Here is a 17,282-nt window from a genome sequence, read left to right on the forward strand (position 1 = left end):
TCACCTTTCACCTTTCACCTTTCACCTTTCACCTTTCACCTTTCACCTTTCACTACTATCTACTAACCGCAACCGCTCTCTGCTAACTGCTAACCGCTTTCAACCCGGCAACGGCGGAGGCACATGAGCAAACGCCGCGGAAAACTCAGGCACTTGACCGGCCGGCGTCCATTCCGCCATCCCAGCGCTCCAAACCAAGGTGTTGCGATTGATTTCGCCGCTGCGGACTTTTTGCTCGATGACTTTTAGCGCGTAGGGGCCTTCCTGATGTCCGGCTATCGCAACGAAATAGACCGTCGAAGTTGGAATCGGCGGCGGCGTGGCTTTCTGAGCAGACGGCTGTTCGGAGAGTGACTTACCCAATTCGCGCGCGACCGCGAAACCCATGCCCATGCCGATGCCTTCGGAAGTGCCGCCTGACGGATTTTGCGCGGCCGCAGCCATCGCCTCGGCGGCCTGGAATTGCGTGTAGCGGTGAAGATCGCCGATGATGCCCATACTGGTGCGTTTATCGAGCGCCTTTTCGACTTCGGGTGGCAGAGATATGTTTTCAACTAATAGCTGCAGCACTTCGAGCCCGTATTCGGAAAATTCGGGTGCAATGCGTTCTGTGATATAAGCACCGAGTTCATCGTAATTCGCGGCCAGATCCAAGGCAGGAATGCCCGATTCGCCGATGATGTCGGAAAAGCGCGATACGATCAGATTACGTAATTGCGAACTGATGTCGTCGGTACGGAAGTGCCCGCCGGTCCCGACGATTTCCTTAATGAACGCTAGCGGTTCATTAATTCTGACCGAATAGGTGCCAAACGCGCGCAACCGCAATGGCCCGAATTCCTTGTCGCGCAGCATGATCGGATTCTTCGTGCCCCATTTCAAATCGGTGAAGCGGCGCATGTTGAAAAAATAGACTTCGGCCTTGAACGGGCTCTTGAAACCGTGCGGCCAGCTTTCTAGCGTGGTCAAAATCGGCATGTTGCGGGTTTCGAGCTGATATAAACCCGGTTCGTAAAAATCGGCCACGCGTCCTTCGCTGACTAGTATCGCCGTCTGCGACTCGCGAACGGTCAGCATTGCGCCGTATTTGATTTCATTCCCGTAGCGTTCGAAGCGATATACCATCGTATCACTGGAACTGTCGGTCCATTCGATCACATCGACGAATTCGCCGAACAGTTTGTTCCAAAAAACCATGTTGGTGCTCCTATCTATTTGGATTCAATGCCTACCTGACTTTTACTCCCGCAGAGGTGCGGGGATCCTCGCTCCCACCGCTCCAGCGTGGGAATGCATACCTTTCTTACAGCAGCAATCAACGCATGGATTCCCACGGATGACCATGGGAACCAGAAAAAGAACTCAGCGCGAAATTATTTCTTGAATCAACCAATCAACTTCAAACCCGGCGGCAGGGCTTCGCCGAAGATTTGTTTCTCTTCTTTTTCGTCGAGTTCCTTCAGCGTTTCGACCATCGCAATCCACGACGTCGGCGCTTTGGCTGCTTTCAATTGCTCGACGATTTCGAGGCGTAACGCGTCGTCGATATCACGACTTCTATCGCCGCTCATGCGCGCGATCAGTGTCGCGGCAAATCCGGCCTGGGGCGTTTTCTTCCAGTCGACTCGCATGATCTGTTTGAGCCAGTCGGATGCCGTCACGGACGGTACGATGTTATGACTACTACCGTGAAACGGAATCCTCGCGCCGATTCGGCCGACCGCCCACCAGGTTTGCTCGGACTCACCCGGGCTTTGCAAACGTTTCAACAGCCATTCACCGAGTTGAATTTTTTTATCGACCGACAAACGTTCGAGCACGGCAGCAAGGCGCACAATGTCGTCATAAGCGCGTGTCTTGAGCTGTTTCGCAACGGCCGGTTGCCGCGCCGATGCCGGATTCAAATACTTATTGATATCGTCGAAAACCTTTTCCTGCTCGGCTACATCGAGCCCGCCGGCGACACGCCGCCAGAGCGTCCACCACTCGCTCCATATTTGCGCTTCATTGACGTATTGAACCGATTGATCGTAAATCTTCCATAATTGTTCGACGCGCCAATCATCGAGCGGATAACCGAAGCCGGGACGCAGACAGAAACCTGTCAGACTCAACCAAACCCGTTCGTGATTTTCGGAACGTTTACGGTATTTGATGCCGTCGAGCAAAGCGCCGAACAAGCCTCGCAATAACGGCGTCTCCCAATCTGCGCGAGAACCAAGCAGTTTTTCGAGATCGGCACGCAAACTTTTGACCGCTTTCGGATTAATTTGTTTGGACTTGGAACCGAACACCGCCTGCACCAACTCGACCGCCCTGTCGAACTGTGCCGGCAATTCGGCCTGAACGCCCGCATCCGCTTTTTTGCGGATTTGAAATTCGACGTCCCAACGCTTGCTTGCGTCTTGCACCGAAACGCACTGAATCTTCAGCGTGCCGACTTCAGTTTGCATGACGGCTAATTGCACAGTCACTTCGGAAGTAGACGGTTTTACTTGTTTGGTTTCGAGCGGCGTCGTTTCGTCGCCTGACAACGCGACCGCCAGCGGCGGCAGCGAATGAAAACGCTCATCGTTGATCACAGCCAACTCGCCTGGCTTATATTCGGTGTCGCCCGTTGTCGAAGCCAGATGGAAGCGCACAGGCTGCCCTAATCGCAACGCGAATTGCCGGTCTTGTAAGACGACCTCGTGCCCTTCCTCGCTGCCGCGCGGCAAGATACAGACACCTTTCTGTTCGCCGCGTTCGGTATCGACAATCAAGAAATAACTGCGCGCCGCACCGCCGCCGATACGGACTTGTTTATTTCGCCTTGCCTGCGCGTAGCTAACCGCACCCAACGCAACCGACAATTCCGGATGCTTGTTTTCGAGCAGCTTCGGCGCACCACCTCGCCAGGATGCAATCAAATCGAGAATCCGCTGGGTCAGCGGGCGGCTACGAAACACTCCGCCGTTCAGCAACAAGGCATCCGGCACGGCACCCTCACCGTTCAAAGCATCGAGCGCGGCTTGGTTATGCAATTTCAAAAACGCTGCGATATGTTTGCTGACCGCCGGTTCCGCCGCATAAGGCAGGCCGAATTCGACGACTCCGCTGCGCTTGCGGTCCGGTAAGTCATTCAAGCCCGATAACGGAAAGAAACCATCCAACGCGATGCTATGAATTTCATCGCGCGTCAACATCGCCGAACGCGTGCCGCCGATCAATTTCGAGCCGCCACCGAGCAGCGTGACGCCAAGTTGTTCCGGCGCATCGTCGGCCAAGAGCTTTTCCTTGACGATGCGGCATTGCTCGATCAATTGCGACATATCCGCCGCCGACAGGCGCTTACCGCCGCCTGTTATGCGTTGTTCGGCCAGATGCGCGAGAGCCAGATCGATGTTGTCGCCGCCGAGCATCAAATGGTCGCCGACGCCGATCCGCGTCAGTTTCGGTTCCGGTTCGGCCGGTTCGACCTTGATCAACGTCAAGTCGGTCGTGCCTCCGCCGACATCGCAAACCAACAACAAACGCACGTTGGCCAATTCCTGCTTGATACTGCCGTCATGACGCCGGAGCCAGTCGTAACAAACCGCTTGCGGCTCCTCGAGCAACTTGACTTGCTTGAGCCCAGCCAATTTGGCGGCCTCGATTGTCAGAGATCTTGCGCCTTCGTCGAACGAAGCCGGAACGGTTATGACGATATCCTGATCTTCGAGCGGCGCGTCCGGAAATTTGTGTCGCCAGACGCTACGGATATGCGCCAAATAACTCGCGCTAGCCTCGAGCGGCGAAACCTTCGAAATGTCGTCACTGCTGCTCCATGTACCCCATGGCAAAACGTCCGCGGTATGATCGATCGACGGATGCGACAGCCAGCTTTTCGCGCTGGTCACGAAGCGGCCCTGCGTTTTCGCGCCGAGCACACGCGCCGCCTCGCCGATTACAGCCTTGTCTTCGGTCGGCAAGAACGCCAAGTCTGCCTCGGACAATTCGCCTTCGGCCGGATGGTAACGCACCGACGGAAGCAAAGGCCGCGCCGCGACTTCGCCCGGAGAGACCAATTGTTCAATGTTGAAAATTCGGATTTCGGAGGCTGTTTGATCGGCATGCGCGAAGGCTACGACCGTATGCGTTGTTCCGAGGTCGATACCGACCAGAAATTGAGGATTTTGTTTTTGCACGGTGTGGTTACTTGTCAAGGCATTATAGACGGCTTTATTTCGTTTCCCGCGCAGAGGCGCAGGGGCGCAGAGAGTTGAAGCTTAATTCTTATTTTTATGCTTCCGTAGCCAAAAGCCACCCATGAGAATGTATCCAAACACGTTGGTTAAAGTGTTTTCTCAGCTCCCCTGCGAGAGATAATTTTCTGGTTCCCACGGTCCTCCGAGGGAACCCATACCCGAATCAATCCTCTTCGCCGGCCCGAACGTCGAACTCCACTTTCCAACGCTTGTCGTCCTGGCGCGAAACCGCATGCAATTCAAGGGTACCGACTTCGGTCACAGCCGAAGTCAGATGCACCGGAACAACCTCCCCGACTCTTCTGCCTTCTTCAGGCAAGGTAATCTCGATTTCATCCAGTTCTTCGAGCTCTTCATCGGTCCAATATTCCAACCGGGTACCGACCTGATCCTCGCGGCGTGTATTCGAGCTGAAAAAGCGGAAACGCACCGGTTCGCCGATGACCAATCCGAATTCGTCATCGGGCAGTGCTGCTTCAGTGCCTTCTTCCATGCCGAACGGCGCGATACACAGCGCTTCGATCTCGGGCGGCATACCCGGCACCGCAGGCATTGCGCTTTCAATACCGACATAATAAGATGCTGCCGTGCCGCCTTTAATCCGAACGCCTTTACCTTTACGCACATAACCATAATAGGCGGCTCCGCGCGCGACCGCTAGATCGAGATCGGCGCCTTCGAGCAAGCGCGCTTCGGGTGCTTGCTCTGCAGTCAACCAGCTGTTTAGGACTTCCATCAAGCGCTCGGCCAGCGGCGCGGCTTTTAATACGCCGCCATTGAACAACACAGCAGTCGGATGCAAAAACGATGCATGCTCTGGCAGATTGATATCTTTTAAGTCGTCGGTTGCGTTAAGTTGTTTAACCAAAAACGCCGCCAAATGCCGTGTGATACCGGCATCCTGCGCATAAGGTAAGCCCACCGTACGCAAACCGCCACGAGGACGGCTGATCGGACGTTCGGCCGCAGAGACTCGCGGAAAGAAACCTTCTACCAACACATTATTGATTTCATCGCGCGTCAATTCGGTACGCAACGAACCGCCGATTAACGACGAGCCGCGATTCGGCACGACCAACGGCATCACATCCAACGAGGGGTCGTTGAAAATCTTTTCTTTCGCTTCGCGGCAGCCATGGGTCAAGGCTTGAATTTGCCAGGATTCCAAACGCTTACCATCCTTTTCGAGCTTGGCTTTGACGGTATAAGCCAAGGCCAGATCCATATTATCGCCACCGAGCAATATATGGTCTCCGACCGCGACTCGCGTGAGTTCTAAATTACCGTCCTGTTCGGTAACCGCGATCAACGACAAGTCGGTCGTACCGCCGCCGATATCGATAACCAATAAAATATCGCCGACTTCGGTTTGCTTTCGCCATTCTCCGTTACTTCTTTCGATCCAGCTATACAATGCCGATTGTGGCTCTTCGAGCAAGAGCGCTTGTTCCAAACCGAGAAACCGCGCCGCTTCGACAGTCAATTCGCGAGCCGCAGGATCGAACGACGCCGGCACCGTAATTGTCAAGTCTTGACTTGCCAACGGCGCATCGGGGTGCAGTTGCGTCCAGGCATCGCGTATGTGCTGTAAATAGGCGACGGTCGCTTGAAAAGGCGAAACCCGCTCGACTTCTTCAGGCGCCTCAGCCGGCAAAATGGGTGCCTTACAATCGACGCCTGCATGGCACAACCAACTTTTCGCACTGGAAACCAGTCGAATCGGGGCTTTACTTCCTAAGCCGCGAGCGATCTCGCCGACTAAAAATTCAGGCTTCGCTGACCAAGGCAAAGCCGTCGAGCCTTCCGCTAATTCGGAGTGATGCGCCTGATATAAAAATGACGGCAACTGCATCAATTCCTCGACCGCACCCGGCGAAGTTAACTGAGGTATCGCCATCACTTCTTGAACATGACCATCCTCATCGCTTTGACTTAAATCGACATAGGACAACACGCAATGCGTCGTGCCCAAGTCGATTCCAACCGAAAAACGAGGCCCGGAATGCTTGACCGAGGCTTGCTCGTCATTGCTGTCCTCCAGTGGATTATCTTCGTTTGATTCATTTTGACTCACGTCCGCGTTAAGCGCCCCCTCTCCGGGATTTTCCGAGCGTAAATGTCCGAACAAACTTTTCATAATTCTACCTCGGCCGGTGCAATAATCTTGGCATTATGTCCAGCAGTTAATTTAGGCAGGCGAATGTCGGTCACTTGCCAACCTCTATGGATCAATGTTCCGGTAAAGGGCGCTTCGCCGATAATGTTGCCGGTCAGTCTAATCGAAGCAGCATCGAATCCTTTTGGCAAAGACACTTTATTACCCTCTTGACCTTCATGGATGACCACGAGTTTAAAGTGTTCGTTGATCGCCTTATTGCAACCTTCATGAACAACCCTTGCGGCCACACCGATATCGGCATCATTGTAAGCGGTAATATCTTCTTTAATGAAGTCGATGAAGCGAGCTTCTTTTTGTAATAAACTCAACAATTGTAACGCCGCATCCGGCGTCGCTTCTTTTAATACGACCGGCTCCGGTGCCGGCGCTTGAACGACTTTTTCGACTTCGACGATCTTCTCGACGACTTTGACTTCAGGCTCGGGTATCTTGACGGTTTCGGCCAGCGAGACGGCAGACTCGCGTAAGGCTTCCTCAAGCAGTTTTTTTCTACCTCTGGAAATTCCGATCAACATGACTATCAACAACACGATCAGCAAAATCGCTAATAAAGCCACCGTTCCCGCCAAACAAACATGCCATAAATCGAAGGTGCTCGGCTTTAGGGTTAAATCTATCGTATAGGTCGTATTCATAACATCCGTACTGATTTGATTATTGTTGTCCGGCTTTTCGCGCGGATTCGATGAACATCATTTCTCTGAGCACATCGCGCGTGGTTTGAATGCGCATTTGCTTTAAATGCCGGTCGGCAATCACTTCAGGTACTTTTTCCTCGAGATAGACATTTCTCATATCGGCCAGAACATTCTCGCATTTCTTAACGATGGCTTCGGTACCTTTTCTAATATCTTGCGGCCTTGCCGAAGCAACTTGCAATTCGTTGGCAATACATTTTTTATAATGATATTGGGACTCTTGGATTTTCTTGATCGTCGCGTCGGACAGCGTGGTGTCATGCCATTCGTTTTTGGCATCGTCCGCTTGAGCGGACAAGGAAATCAAAAAGAACGCTACTATTAAAACCTGTTTCATCGTATTTCCCGTCTCAATTGAATTATTGAAGATTTTACGCGAACAGACGGCAAATGAACAACAAAGCCGGTGCGGGCTTCAAATAACCCAACCATTTTTTTTATCAACCCACCGTAAACACAACCAATACCAAACCGACATCGGTAACATCATCGCCACCCAACTCCAATCATCGATCAAAAATAGAATTTCGACCCACTCGTGGCCTTGAAAGAGAGTTACCCAGGGTATGCAGTAAACAGTAAACAACATCGAGCTCCAGAGTAAAATCAAAGCTCCTCGACGTGTTTCTATACTTGAAAAGGCCAAAAATACCCAAAGAGGCGTTTCATCGGTTTTTTGCATGATTAATCATCCTATCATCTGTGTTGTTGTGTAAAGTTATACCCATCGCAGATGCAAATTCGGCCCCGGGTGCCCGTCAAAGGACGCCGTAAATCCGTCCGATTACGCAATAATTTTTAGCTCCGGATTTGCATTTTTATCAATTTGAACTATACAAGCAATTAATTTTAACTTATTCAAACAAAAGGAACCACATGGCAACCGAAAGACGCACGCATCGCCGAATCAAACCTAAAGGATTGAGCGCAGGAGTCATGGTAAATGACGGAGTCGACCTGGAATTTCCGTTAAGCGCCGACATTATCGATATCAGCCGAAGCGGGATAAGAATCAAACTTACAAAACCACTAGCACCTGATGTCAGCGAAAAAATAAAAATCACCATGCATCTCCCCGAATCGGGTGAACCGTTCACCGTTCACGGTATGTTAAAACATCAATTCAGCAATAATGAATGCGGGCTCCAATACACGGATCATTGCGAAGAGTCGGTCGACAACTTGTTGTTTGAATGTATAAAACTCAATGAATTAACTTTGCTGATCAAGACATCTTAGGACAAGTTCAAAATTAACTTCCACAAATTGCCCCATCGTTCTGCGGGAACGAATTGACTTGAGGGTGAGCACCGGGAAGATATTCTTTGACCACGTTGTAACAGTACATGAGCGCGCGAAATGTAATCGATTACGGTAGAATAATCTTTTTTCCTAAAATACCCCATGGACGCAACCCCTACATTGAAGCGCATCGCCATCACCCCCGGCGAACCGGCCGGTATCGGCCCCGACCTTTGTATCATGCTGGCACAACAAAGCCATGCCTGCGAACTCGTTGCGATCGCCGACCCCGATTTGCTGATGCAACGCGCTGAATCGCTGGGTTTTAAACTCAAGGTCAAGTCATTCGACCCGTCATCGGAACTCGTCGAACAAAGCGCAGGCTCTATCAGCGTCTTGCCGGTTAAAATGAGTGCCCCGGCGCAATGCGGCCAACTCAACATGGAAAATAGCCGTTATGTCCTCAAAACAATCACGCGCGCGGCAAAAGGCTGCCTAGACGGGTTGTTTGACGCCATGGTGACTGGACCGGTACATAAAGGCGTCATCAACGATGCCGGCATTGCTTTCAGCGGCCATACCGAATACATTGCAGGCATTACCGGCGGCCATCCGGTCATGATGCTGGCGACACCGGGACTCCGAGTCGCACTGGTTACGACCCATCTCCCGCTTGCCGATGTCACCGCCGCGATTACGCATAACCGGCTAAGAAGCGTTTTGCGCATCCTGGCCCAAGATCTGCAGACGCGCTTCAATCTGGCTAACCCGAAGATACTAGTCTGCGGCTTAAACCCCCATGCCGGCGAAAACGGCCATTTGGGACTAGAAGAGAAAGAGATCATAGAACCGGTATTGGAAAATCTACGCGAACAAGGTCTCGACCTAATTGGCCCATTGCCGGCCGATACGTTGTTTACGCCAAAATATCTCGATACGGCCGATGCAGTACTGGCGATGTATCACGATCAGGGTTTGCCGGTGTTGAAATATAAAGGCTTCGGCAACGCCGTAAACATTACATTGGGCTTACCGATTGTACGCACCTCGGTCGACCACGGCACCGCGCTCGATCTGGCAGGGACAGGTTCTATCGACACGGGCAGCATCGAATATGCCTTGGCAACGGCACTGGCAATGTCCTCATCTTCCCCAAACCGCACTACCCATGACGCATAAAGCCCGCAAACGTTTCGGCCAGAATTTTTTAACCGATTATTCGATCATCGAAGAGATTCTTGGCAATATACAGGTCCGTCCGGGCGAACACTGGGTTGAGATCGGCCCCGGGCAAGGTGCGTTGACGGCGCCATTATTGAATCATGCCATCCGGCTCGATATCGTTGAACTGGACCGCGACCTAGTGAGTCTGTTGAAAAAGAAATTCGGCGACAACGAACGCTTAACGATTCATAGCGCCGATGCATTGAGTTTCAATTTCCAAGCGCTGCCGACGGACGGCAAACCGCTTAGAGTCATCGGTAACCTCCCCTACAATATTTCTACGCCATTGTTGTTTCATTTATTGGAAAGCACATCCTGCATCGCCGATATGCATTTCATGCTGCAGAAAGAAGTCGTGGATCGGATTTGTGCCGAGCCCGGCAGCAAAAAATACGGGCGTCTTAGCGTGATGGCGCACTATTATTGCGCAGCGGAACATTTATTCGACGTCCCGCCGGAAAGTTTCGACCCCGCACCGCAAGTAACCTCATCAATTATCCGCCTGATTCCTCATAACAAGCCCCCGGTTTCGGTCAATTCGGTCGAAGACTTGAATCAGGTTGTCGTTCATGCCTTCTCTCAACGCCGTAAAACGATTCGCAACTCATTAAGGAATCTGCTTGACGAACAACAAATAGCAGAACTCGGCATCGACCCGAGCGCGCGCGCCGAAACTTTGTCGCTGGAAGACTTTGCGGCCTTGAGCCGCTACCTAATAAAAGACAACAAATAAACTGCGACAATCCGCCACGCGACAATTTGCCACATTTTCAAAGCCGGATATCTTGCATAAACTATGCACAACTCTTGAGATGCAAACTTTCAAATACTGCTATTTTTTTAAGAGCTTATATCCTTCTAATATCCTTTATGCGGCTTTTTAGCCGCATTTTTTTTGCCCGAGCCTTTTTCGAAAGACAGTGTGCGCGTCTTACAGCTCAAACAAGCCTAAATGGGTCCACTTCCGGAACATCGATCGGTACCGACTCGACCTTCCAAATCTCGCGGCAATATTCGGCAATCGTTCGATCCGATGAAAACTTGCCGGATCTCGCCGTATTCAGTACCGACATCCGATTCCAACGCGTTCTGTCGCGATACACCGTATCAATGGAATCCTGGCACTCCCGATACGCATTGAAGTCGGCCAACACCAAATAAGGATCGCTGTAGATCAGATTATCGGTCAAATCACGGAACAAACCGGTATCGCCGTGCGAAAAAAAACCGTTTCGAATCAGATCGATGGCATCTTTCAAAATCGCATCTTGCTGATACGCGTCATTCGGAGCATAACCCCGCTCATAAGTTAAGCGCACCTCTTCTGCTGTCATGCCGAATAAAAAGAAATTCTCTTCACCGACTTCCTCGCGAATTTCGATATTCGCTCCATCCAACGTTCCGATAGTTAATGCCCCATTCATCGCAAACTTCATGTTGCCGGTTCCGGAAGCTTCTTTTCCGGCCGTGGAAATTTGCTCCGACACCTCGGTTGCGGCATAAATCTGCTGACCGTTCGTGACATTAAAATTCGGCAAAAACACAACCTTGAGACGGTCTTTCGTCACCGGGTCGCGATTGACGACCCGCCCTACTTCATTGATCAGCTTAATAATAAGCTTGGCCAAATGGTAGCCGGGCGCGGCCTTGCCGGCGAATATGAAGGTGCGCGGATGAATATCGAAATGCGGATCGGTTTTCAGCTTCCGGTAAAGAGCAATCACATAAAGAATATTCAAATGCTGTCTTTTGTATTCATGAATGCGCTTGGCCTGCACATCGAAAATCGATTCCGGATCGACGCTGACACCAGTACGCTTATAGAGATTCAGCGCGAAATCATGTTTATTGAGCCGCTTGGCATCCTCCCAACGATTTAAAAATACCGCATCGTCCGAAAAGCGTTGAAGATCTTGCAGTTTTCCCAAATTTCTCACCCAAGTATCTCCGATCGCTTCGCTAATGACCTTACTGAGCCTCGGATTACATAATGCCATCCAACGCCTTGGCGTCACGCCGTTGGTTTTATTGCTGAACTTATCAGGCCAAAGACTATAAAAATCCTTCAACACATCGCGTTTGAGCAGTTCGGTATGCAATGCGGCGACACCATTGATCGCATGACTGCCGGCACAAGCCAGGTGCGCCATGCGCACCATTCTTGCCCCATTTTCGTCGATCATCGACATGCGGATGACTTTGGCAGTATCGCCGAGACAATGCGCCCTGACTTGTTCGAGAAAGCGGCTATTGATCTCATAGATGATCTCCATCAATCTCGGCAGCAAGCTTTCCATCAATTCCACCGGCCAACATTCCAACGCCTCCGGCAACAGCGTGTGATTGGTATAGGCGAAAGTCCGTCTCGTCACGTTCCAAGCCGTATCCCAAGGCATGTCGTGCTCATCGACCAACAATCGCATCAACTCGGCTATCGCAATGGCGGGATGAGTATCGTTCAACTGAACGGCAAACTTTTCATGAAATTGCTCCAAGCGGATGCGCTGGGTCTTCATGATGCGCAGCATGTCTTGCAAAGAGCACGAAACGAAGAAATATTGCTGCTCCAAACGCAACTGCTTGCCCTGCAATGGTCCATCGTTCGGATACAAAATCTTAGTTAGGTTTTCCGAAGAGACTTTTTCTTCAACCGCGCCGTAATAATCGCCTTGATTGAAACGCCCGAAATTGAACGACTCCGGCGCAACAGCTTGCCACAAACGCAAGGTATTCGCGGTATTGTTGCGGTACCCCAAAATCGGCGTGTCGTAAGGCACACCCTTAACCGACCAACCGGGAATCCAATTGACGCGCGCTTCTCCATTTTCGGCGACATAGCGTTCGGTATGCCCGCCCAATTTGATTTCGACGGCCCACTCCGGCCGAACGATCTCCCAGGGATTGCCGCGAAACAACCATTTATCGGTCTTTTCCACCTGCCAACCGTCGAAAATGACCTGCTCGAAAATACCGAATTCATAACGGATTCCATAACCGACCGAAGGAATGTTCATCGTCGCCATCGAATCGAGAAAACAGGCCGCCAAACGTCCCAATCCGCCGTTCCCCAAACCCGGCTCCGGCTCTTCCCTTAGTAAATCGTCCAATTTCAGCCCCAATTCCGCCATGGCCTGAGTGACCAGTTCGGCCATGCCCAGATTCAACAAATTCGATGCCAGATGGGGCCCCATCAAAAACTCGGCCGACAAATACGCCACGGTGCGCGATTTTTTTTCGACATATTCGGTCGCCGTACCGACCCAACGAGCCATCAACATATCCCGCACGGTATAGGACAAGGCCATGTAATAGTCAAAGGTGCTGGCCAATGCAGGAAATTTGCCTTGCACATTAGCTAAATTGCGAAAGAAATTTCGTTTAATGTCGTCGGTGGTCACTGGGTAATGATTTTGTTTCATAGTTGTCGTTCTCGTATAGGGTGAACAGTCTATTGAATTAAAATGCAATACTAATGCCATGACAGGACTATACCGATTGTTAATCAGAATTCGACTCCGGGATGCCGAAACTTGAGTCGTTAAGAGTATAATCATGCTGTAATAGGTAAGAAATAACTTGAACACTCATACACGGTGGGCGTGTGTAACTTGTTCAAATTATTTCGCGCATGTTACATTCAAAGCCAGGTTGACTAAGGAAAATTCCGTTATGACAGCAATGTCGAAAACTCCTCTTTATATCCCTTATGCAGGCCCCGCTTTACTGGAAATGCCTTTACTGAATAAAGGCTGTGCGTTCAGTAAAGAAGAACGACAAACATTTAATTTAACCGGATTGCTCCCGCCTCGATACGAAACGATTGAAGAGCAAGTCCAACGCGCTTATCTCCAGTATTCGAGCTTTAGAAACGCAATCAACAAACATATTTATTTGCGTTCGATACAAGACAATAACGAAACGCTGTTTTATCGACTCCTGCAGGATCATCTGCCGGAGATGTTGCCTATTATTTATACGCCGACCGTCGGCGATGCCTGCGAGCAATTTTCGGATATTTATCGTAGCAGCCGAGGCTTGTTTATTTCTTACGTGGAGCGTCAACAAATAGACGACATTTTGCGTAATACCACCAAACGCAATGTCAAAATTATTGTCGTCACCGATGGCGAAAGAGTCTTAGGTCTGGGTGACCAAGGAATCGGCGGCATGGGCATTTCGATCGGCAAACTGTCGCTCTATACCGCTTGCGGCGGAATCAGCCCGGCATATACCTTACCGGTAGTACTCGATGTCGGCACCAATAATGAAAAGTTATTACAAGACCCGATGTATATGGGCGAGCGTCATAGAAGGATTCCTCAAGCGGAATACGACGCTTTCATCGACCTTTTTTTACAAGCCGTCAAGCACCGCTGGCCGGATGTTATCGTGCAATTCGAAGACTTCGCGCAACCGAATGCGATGCCGATATTGCAACGCTACCGAGACCAACTGTGCTGCTTCAATGATGACATTCAAGGCACTGCCGCGGTCACGGTCGGTACGCTGTTGGCTGCTTGCCGAGTTAAAAATCGGAAGTTGTCCGAGCAGCGAGTGGTCTTTGTCGGAGCCGGTTCGGCCGGTTGCGGAATTGCCGAGCAGGTGATCGCGCAAATGCGGACCGAGGGACTGTCCGACCGCGAAGCCCGTCATCGCGTTTACATGGTCGACCGTTTCGGTTTACTCACCGAAAGCATGACAGGACTTAGGGACTTTCAACAAAAACTGGTCCAAGCATCAAACCGACTAGAGGACTGGTCAATCGAAGGTGACTATCCGTCATTGCTTGAGGTCATTCAATACGCCAATCCGACCGTTTTGATCGGCGTTTCCGGCCAACACGGCATTTTTACCGAAACCGTGATTCGGACTATGACCCAAGGTTGCGATTGGCCGATTATTTTTCCGCTCAGCAACCCGCCACGCCAAGTAGAGGCTACGCCCGAACAAATTATCGAGTGGACCGAAGGACGGGTTCTATTAGCCGCAGGCAGCCCCTTTCCTCCCGTCGAATACTGCGGTAAGCGCTATGATGTCACGCAGTGCAACAATAGCTATATTTTTCCGGGAATCGGCCTCGGCGTTATTGCCGTGCAAGCCAGACGAATCTCAGACGAGATGTTGATCGCCGCCAGCGAAACTCTGGCCGCAGCATCGCCCTTGGCTAACACCGGACAAGGCGAATTATTGCCGCCATTGACGGAATTACCCGAACTGAGCAAACGCATCGCTTTCGCGGTAGGTAAAGTCGCTCTTAAGCAAAACTTGGCGCTTGAAATTAGCGATCAGCAATTACTAGAACGCATCGAAGAAAATTTCTGGCAACCGGTCTATCGGCACTATAAGCGGGTTTGTTTTTAATTCCGTATAGCATCCGATAGGTGCGTACAAAATAACGGTTCGCTTTTTGATCAACCTGAAAAAGCATTTCACCATGAAGATCATGAAGGCCGGAATTCAGTAGCCAAGGATAGTGACTTAAAATATATCCAAACTAAACTCAATGACTGCTCCGTTTAATTGCTATAGATCTCTTCAGCACCTAATTGCTTGCGATCAGCCGGTTTATCAAGATTATTCTGCTCGATATATTCATTATATTTTCTGTGCCGTTCGCGTTTTTGTTCGAAATCTTCGTATCGGCTCATTGGACGTTTCGCATTATCCTTACTCCTCCGATAGACTCGACGCTTGGGAAGCGCGGCATCGTCGAGATAGCGCCGCCGCATATTTTCGAAGCGCTCTTGTTTAGTCTTCTTCTGCTCCTGATCTTGTTCATTCCGCCGGCCCATTTTTTCCTTGTACTGCCGGTTAGTTTCGCCTGCCTGCCTAGCTCCGTTTTCCACAGGGATGGACCCGGGCTGTTCAGCAATCGCCAACCCCGGCAGAAAAATCGAAAACGAAATAGCGAACAATATGAGAGCATGTTTATTAATCACCGCAACCTCCCGGGATTCGTTTAATTTAATTAATAGTAGAACCACTAGATCAAAATTCGGCGTCGCCACTGACACTGCCGAAATTTGAAGGGCGAAAGGTATATAAACACTCTGCGTATGTGATCGCTTTGGCTTCTGGTATTGATCTTGGATTTAACTAACCAAGAGAACACAGGACTTATGCTAAATAATTACGAATTATAAAGAGCCGAGATAAGCAGCCAAGACCTCGATATCTTCTTCGCTTAAATTTTTTGCGATAGCATTCATCGGACTGCCTTTACGCGTGCCGGACTTGAATGCTTTCAATTGTTTAGCTAGGTAATCAGGGTGCTGCCCAGCCAACCTTGGAAATTGCATTCTCCCTTCTGCGCCTTTGCCATGGCAGCCTAGACACATCGCCGATTGTTTCTCGCCTAACTCGGCTAATTTTGGATCGACAACAGCACTTCTAGGTTGTTGGCTTGAAAAATAAGCCGCAAGATCGGCCATGTCTTCATCGCTAAGCCCCTGGGCCATATTCTTCATTATGGGGCCTTCGCGCGAACCGCTCTTGAAAGCTTTTAGTTGTTTGACGATATACTTGGGCCGTTGACCGGCTAGTATAGGAAATTGAGCATCGACACTTATGCCGTTCAAACCATGACAATTAGTACACGCTGACGCCTTATTCTCGCCTGCCTTTGCATCGGCGGCGATTGCGTTAGTATCGAAAACCAAAGAGCCGAATAAACAAACGGATGACAGCATGATCGAATTGTAAAAATTACTTTTTTTCATCGTTTCCTCCTAATTGCATCGGTAGGGTAGACATGATCGAATTTTTGAGTTAGAAAAATTCCGAATCAGTGTTGGTCACTATAACGCGACATCGACATCAATGTCAGCAAGGATTTCGCGACAAATAATTTCCTGGACCTATGGGACTTGGTCTAGGGTTCGGTTACTCGCTTGACAGGACGCAGCACCTAAATTATCCAAGACAATTAATAATGGCCATTGAGCTATGGAATTTAGGTGCTGGGTGAATACGTCCGTGTAGGCTTGACGGCAGTTCCATGCTGCCGACACCTGTCAATCGAGCAACCGAACCCCACAAATAAATAGGGCCGTTATTTTTGACCAAATCCTAACTTGTTATTTTTATGACTCATCAAGTATTAAAATCACTACCTATCCCCATGATCGGCGTAAGCGGCATCGCTTTCAACCGCCATCGAGAAGTTTTGTTAATCCGACGAAATCAAGCTCCTGCACAAGGCCTTTGGTCGATTCCCGGCGGCAAGTTGGAACCGGGCGAAACACTGATCGACGCTTGCCGACGCGAAATCGAGGAGGAAACCGGACTTAAAAATACCCGAGTACTCAGCCTCGTAGCACTTGTCGAACGCAATATCGAAAATTTTCATTATGTCATTGCCGATTTTTTAGTCGAGATTCTCGACGGAGAAAGCCGGACTCCCATCGCTAATTCCGACGTCTCTGAAGCTTGCTGGGTTGCATTGGATCGACTCGATCATTACGAACTGGTACCCGGTCTAAAAGACATCATCGAAAACACCCACCGTCTTTGGCAGTCTGGTACTTTACCCGGTTTGGTCGACCCGAACGGAAAAACCGGTGATTTTATCTGTACATAAGCGATCTTTTACCGATCGAAACCATGTTATCTTTAGACTTTATATTAACCTAACGTTCATGAAGGCCTGGCCATCGCCCCGGCAAATGAAAGTTCTCTGGTGGGGAGGGTGCGGTCACTCGCCCGACAGGACGC

At 50.3% G+C, this 17,282-nt stretch carries 14 protein-coding genes; 5 read left to right on the top strand and 9 right to left on the bottom strand.

The window, feature by feature from the left end; translation table 11 throughout:
• Positions 1–99: 99 nt before the first annotated feature.
• From ACRJJO_RS20165 to ACRJJO_RS20190, 6 genes are all read right to left on the bottom strand, one after another.
• Positions 100–1,197, bottom strand: coding sequence for an SPFH domain-containing protein (locus ACRJJO_RS20165; RefSeq protein ID WP_431067378.1), 1,098 nt, complete (start codon positions 1,195–1,197; stop codon positions 100–102).
• Positions 1,198–1,385: 188 nt separating this feature from the next.
• Positions 1,386–4,166, bottom strand: a complete 2,781-nt coding sequence (locus ACRJJO_RS20170) for an Hsp70 family protein (RefSeq protein WP_431067379.1) — start codon at positions 4,164–4,166, stop codon at positions 1,386–1,388.
• 223 nt (positions 4,167–4,389) lie between these two features.
• Complete coding sequence (locus tag ACRJJO_RS20175) at positions 4,390–6,363, bottom strand: Hsp70 family protein (protein WP_431067380.1); 1,974 nt, start codon at positions 6,361–6,363, stop codon at positions 4,390–4,392.
• Positions 6,360–7,040, bottom strand: a complete 681-nt coding sequence (locus ACRJJO_RS20180; RefSeq protein ID WP_431067381.1) for a DUF2760 domain-containing protein — start codon at positions 7,038–7,040, stop codon at positions 6,360–6,362. Before ACRJJO_RS20180 ends, ACRJJO_RS20175 begins: the two co-directional genes overlap by 4 nt.
• 19 nt (positions 7,041–7,059) lie before the next feature.
• The gene (locus ACRJJO_RS20185) at positions 7,060–7,440 is read right to left on the bottom strand and encodes a hypothetical protein (protein ID WP_431067382.1); all 381 of its coding nucleotides are present in this window, start codon (positions 7,438–7,440) and stop codon (positions 7,060–7,062) included.
• Positions 7,441–7,518: 78 nt separating this feature from the next.
• Positions 7,519–7,785, bottom strand: coding sequence for a hypothetical protein (locus ACRJJO_RS20190; protein ID WP_431067383.1), 267 nt, complete (start codon positions 7,783–7,785; stop codon positions 7,519–7,521).
• Positions 7,786–7,979: 194 nt separating this feature from the next.
• On the opposite strand from ACRJJO_RS20190, the gene ACRJJO_RS20195 reads away from it, so the two are divergent.
• The 3 genes from ACRJJO_RS20195 to rsmA all read left to right on the top strand — a co-directional run bounded on the left by ACRJJO_RS20195 (position 7,980) and on the right by rsmA (position 10,302).
• The gene (locus tag ACRJJO_RS20195) at positions 7,980–8,342 is read left to right on the top strand and encodes a PilZ domain-containing protein (RefSeq protein ID WP_404360042.1); all 363 of its coding nucleotides are present in this window, start codon (positions 7,980–7,982) and stop codon (positions 8,340–8,342) included.
• Between the two features lie 165 nt (positions 8,343–8,507).
• The gene (pdxA, locus tag ACRJJO_RS20200; protein WP_431067384.1) at positions 8,508–9,524 is read left to right on the top strand and encodes a 4-hydroxythreonine-4-phosphate dehydrogenase PdxA; all 1,017 of its coding nucleotides are present in this window, start codon (positions 8,508–8,510) and stop codon (positions 9,522–9,524) included.
• Entirely contained in the window at positions 9,514–10,302 is a 789-nt protein-coding gene (gene rsmA, locus ACRJJO_RS20205; RefSeq protein WP_431067385.1) for a 16S rRNA (adenine(1518)-N(6)/adenine(1519)-N(6))-dimethyltransferase RsmA, read from the top strand. The genes pdxA and rsmA overlap by 11 nt, the downstream gene beginning before the upstream one ends.
• A 205-nt stretch (positions 10,303–10,507) precedes the next feature.
• On the opposite strand, the gene ACRJJO_RS20210 is transcribed toward rsmA, so the two are convergent.
• A complete protein-coding gene (locus ACRJJO_RS20210) occupies positions 10,508–12,988 on the bottom strand; it encodes a glycogen/starch/alpha-glucan phosphorylase (RefSeq protein WP_431067386.1) in 2,481 nt (826 codons plus the stop codon).
• 250 nt (positions 12,989–13,238) lie between these two features.
• On the opposite strand from ACRJJO_RS20210, the gene ACRJJO_RS20215 reads away from it, so the two are divergent.
• Positions 13,239–14,930: an NAD-dependent malic enzyme gene (locus ACRJJO_RS20215; protein ID WP_431067387.1), complete on the top strand. Its 1,692-nt coding sequence runs from the start codon at positions 13,239–13,241 to the stop codon at positions 14,928–14,930.
• 155 nt (positions 14,931–15,085) lie between these two features.
• Here the strand turns inward: ACRJJO_RS20215 and ACRJJO_RS20220 are convergent, their stop codons facing one another.
• A complete protein-coding gene (locus ACRJJO_RS20220) occupies positions 15,086–15,508 on the bottom strand; it encodes a hypothetical protein (RefSeq protein WP_431067388.1) in 423 nt (140 codons plus the stop codon).
• A gap of 198 nt (positions 15,509–15,706) precedes the next feature.
• Positions 15,707–16,288 carry a c-type cytochrome gene (locus ACRJJO_RS20225; RefSeq protein ID WP_431067389.1) on the bottom strand — a complete coding sequence of 194 codons (582 nt, stop codon included), beginning with the start codon at positions 16,286–16,288 and terminating at the stop codon, positions 15,707–15,709.
• Between the two features lie 365 nt (positions 16,289–16,653).
• Here ACRJJO_RS20225 and ACRJJO_RS20230 point away from each other — a divergent pair, with 365 nt between their 5' ends.
• A complete protein-coding gene (locus tag ACRJJO_RS20230; RefSeq protein ID WP_431067390.1) occupies positions 16,654–17,148 on the top strand; it encodes an NUDIX hydrolase in 495 nt (164 codons plus the stop codon).
• The last annotated feature ends 134 nt before the right edge of the window (positions 17,149–17,282 follow it).

This window comes from Methylotuvimicrobium sp., from assembly GCF_050611805.1.
In the GTDB taxonomy this organism is placed as follows: Bacteria; Pseudomonadota; Gammaproteobacteria; order Methylococcales; family Methylomonadaceae; genus Methylotuvimicrobium.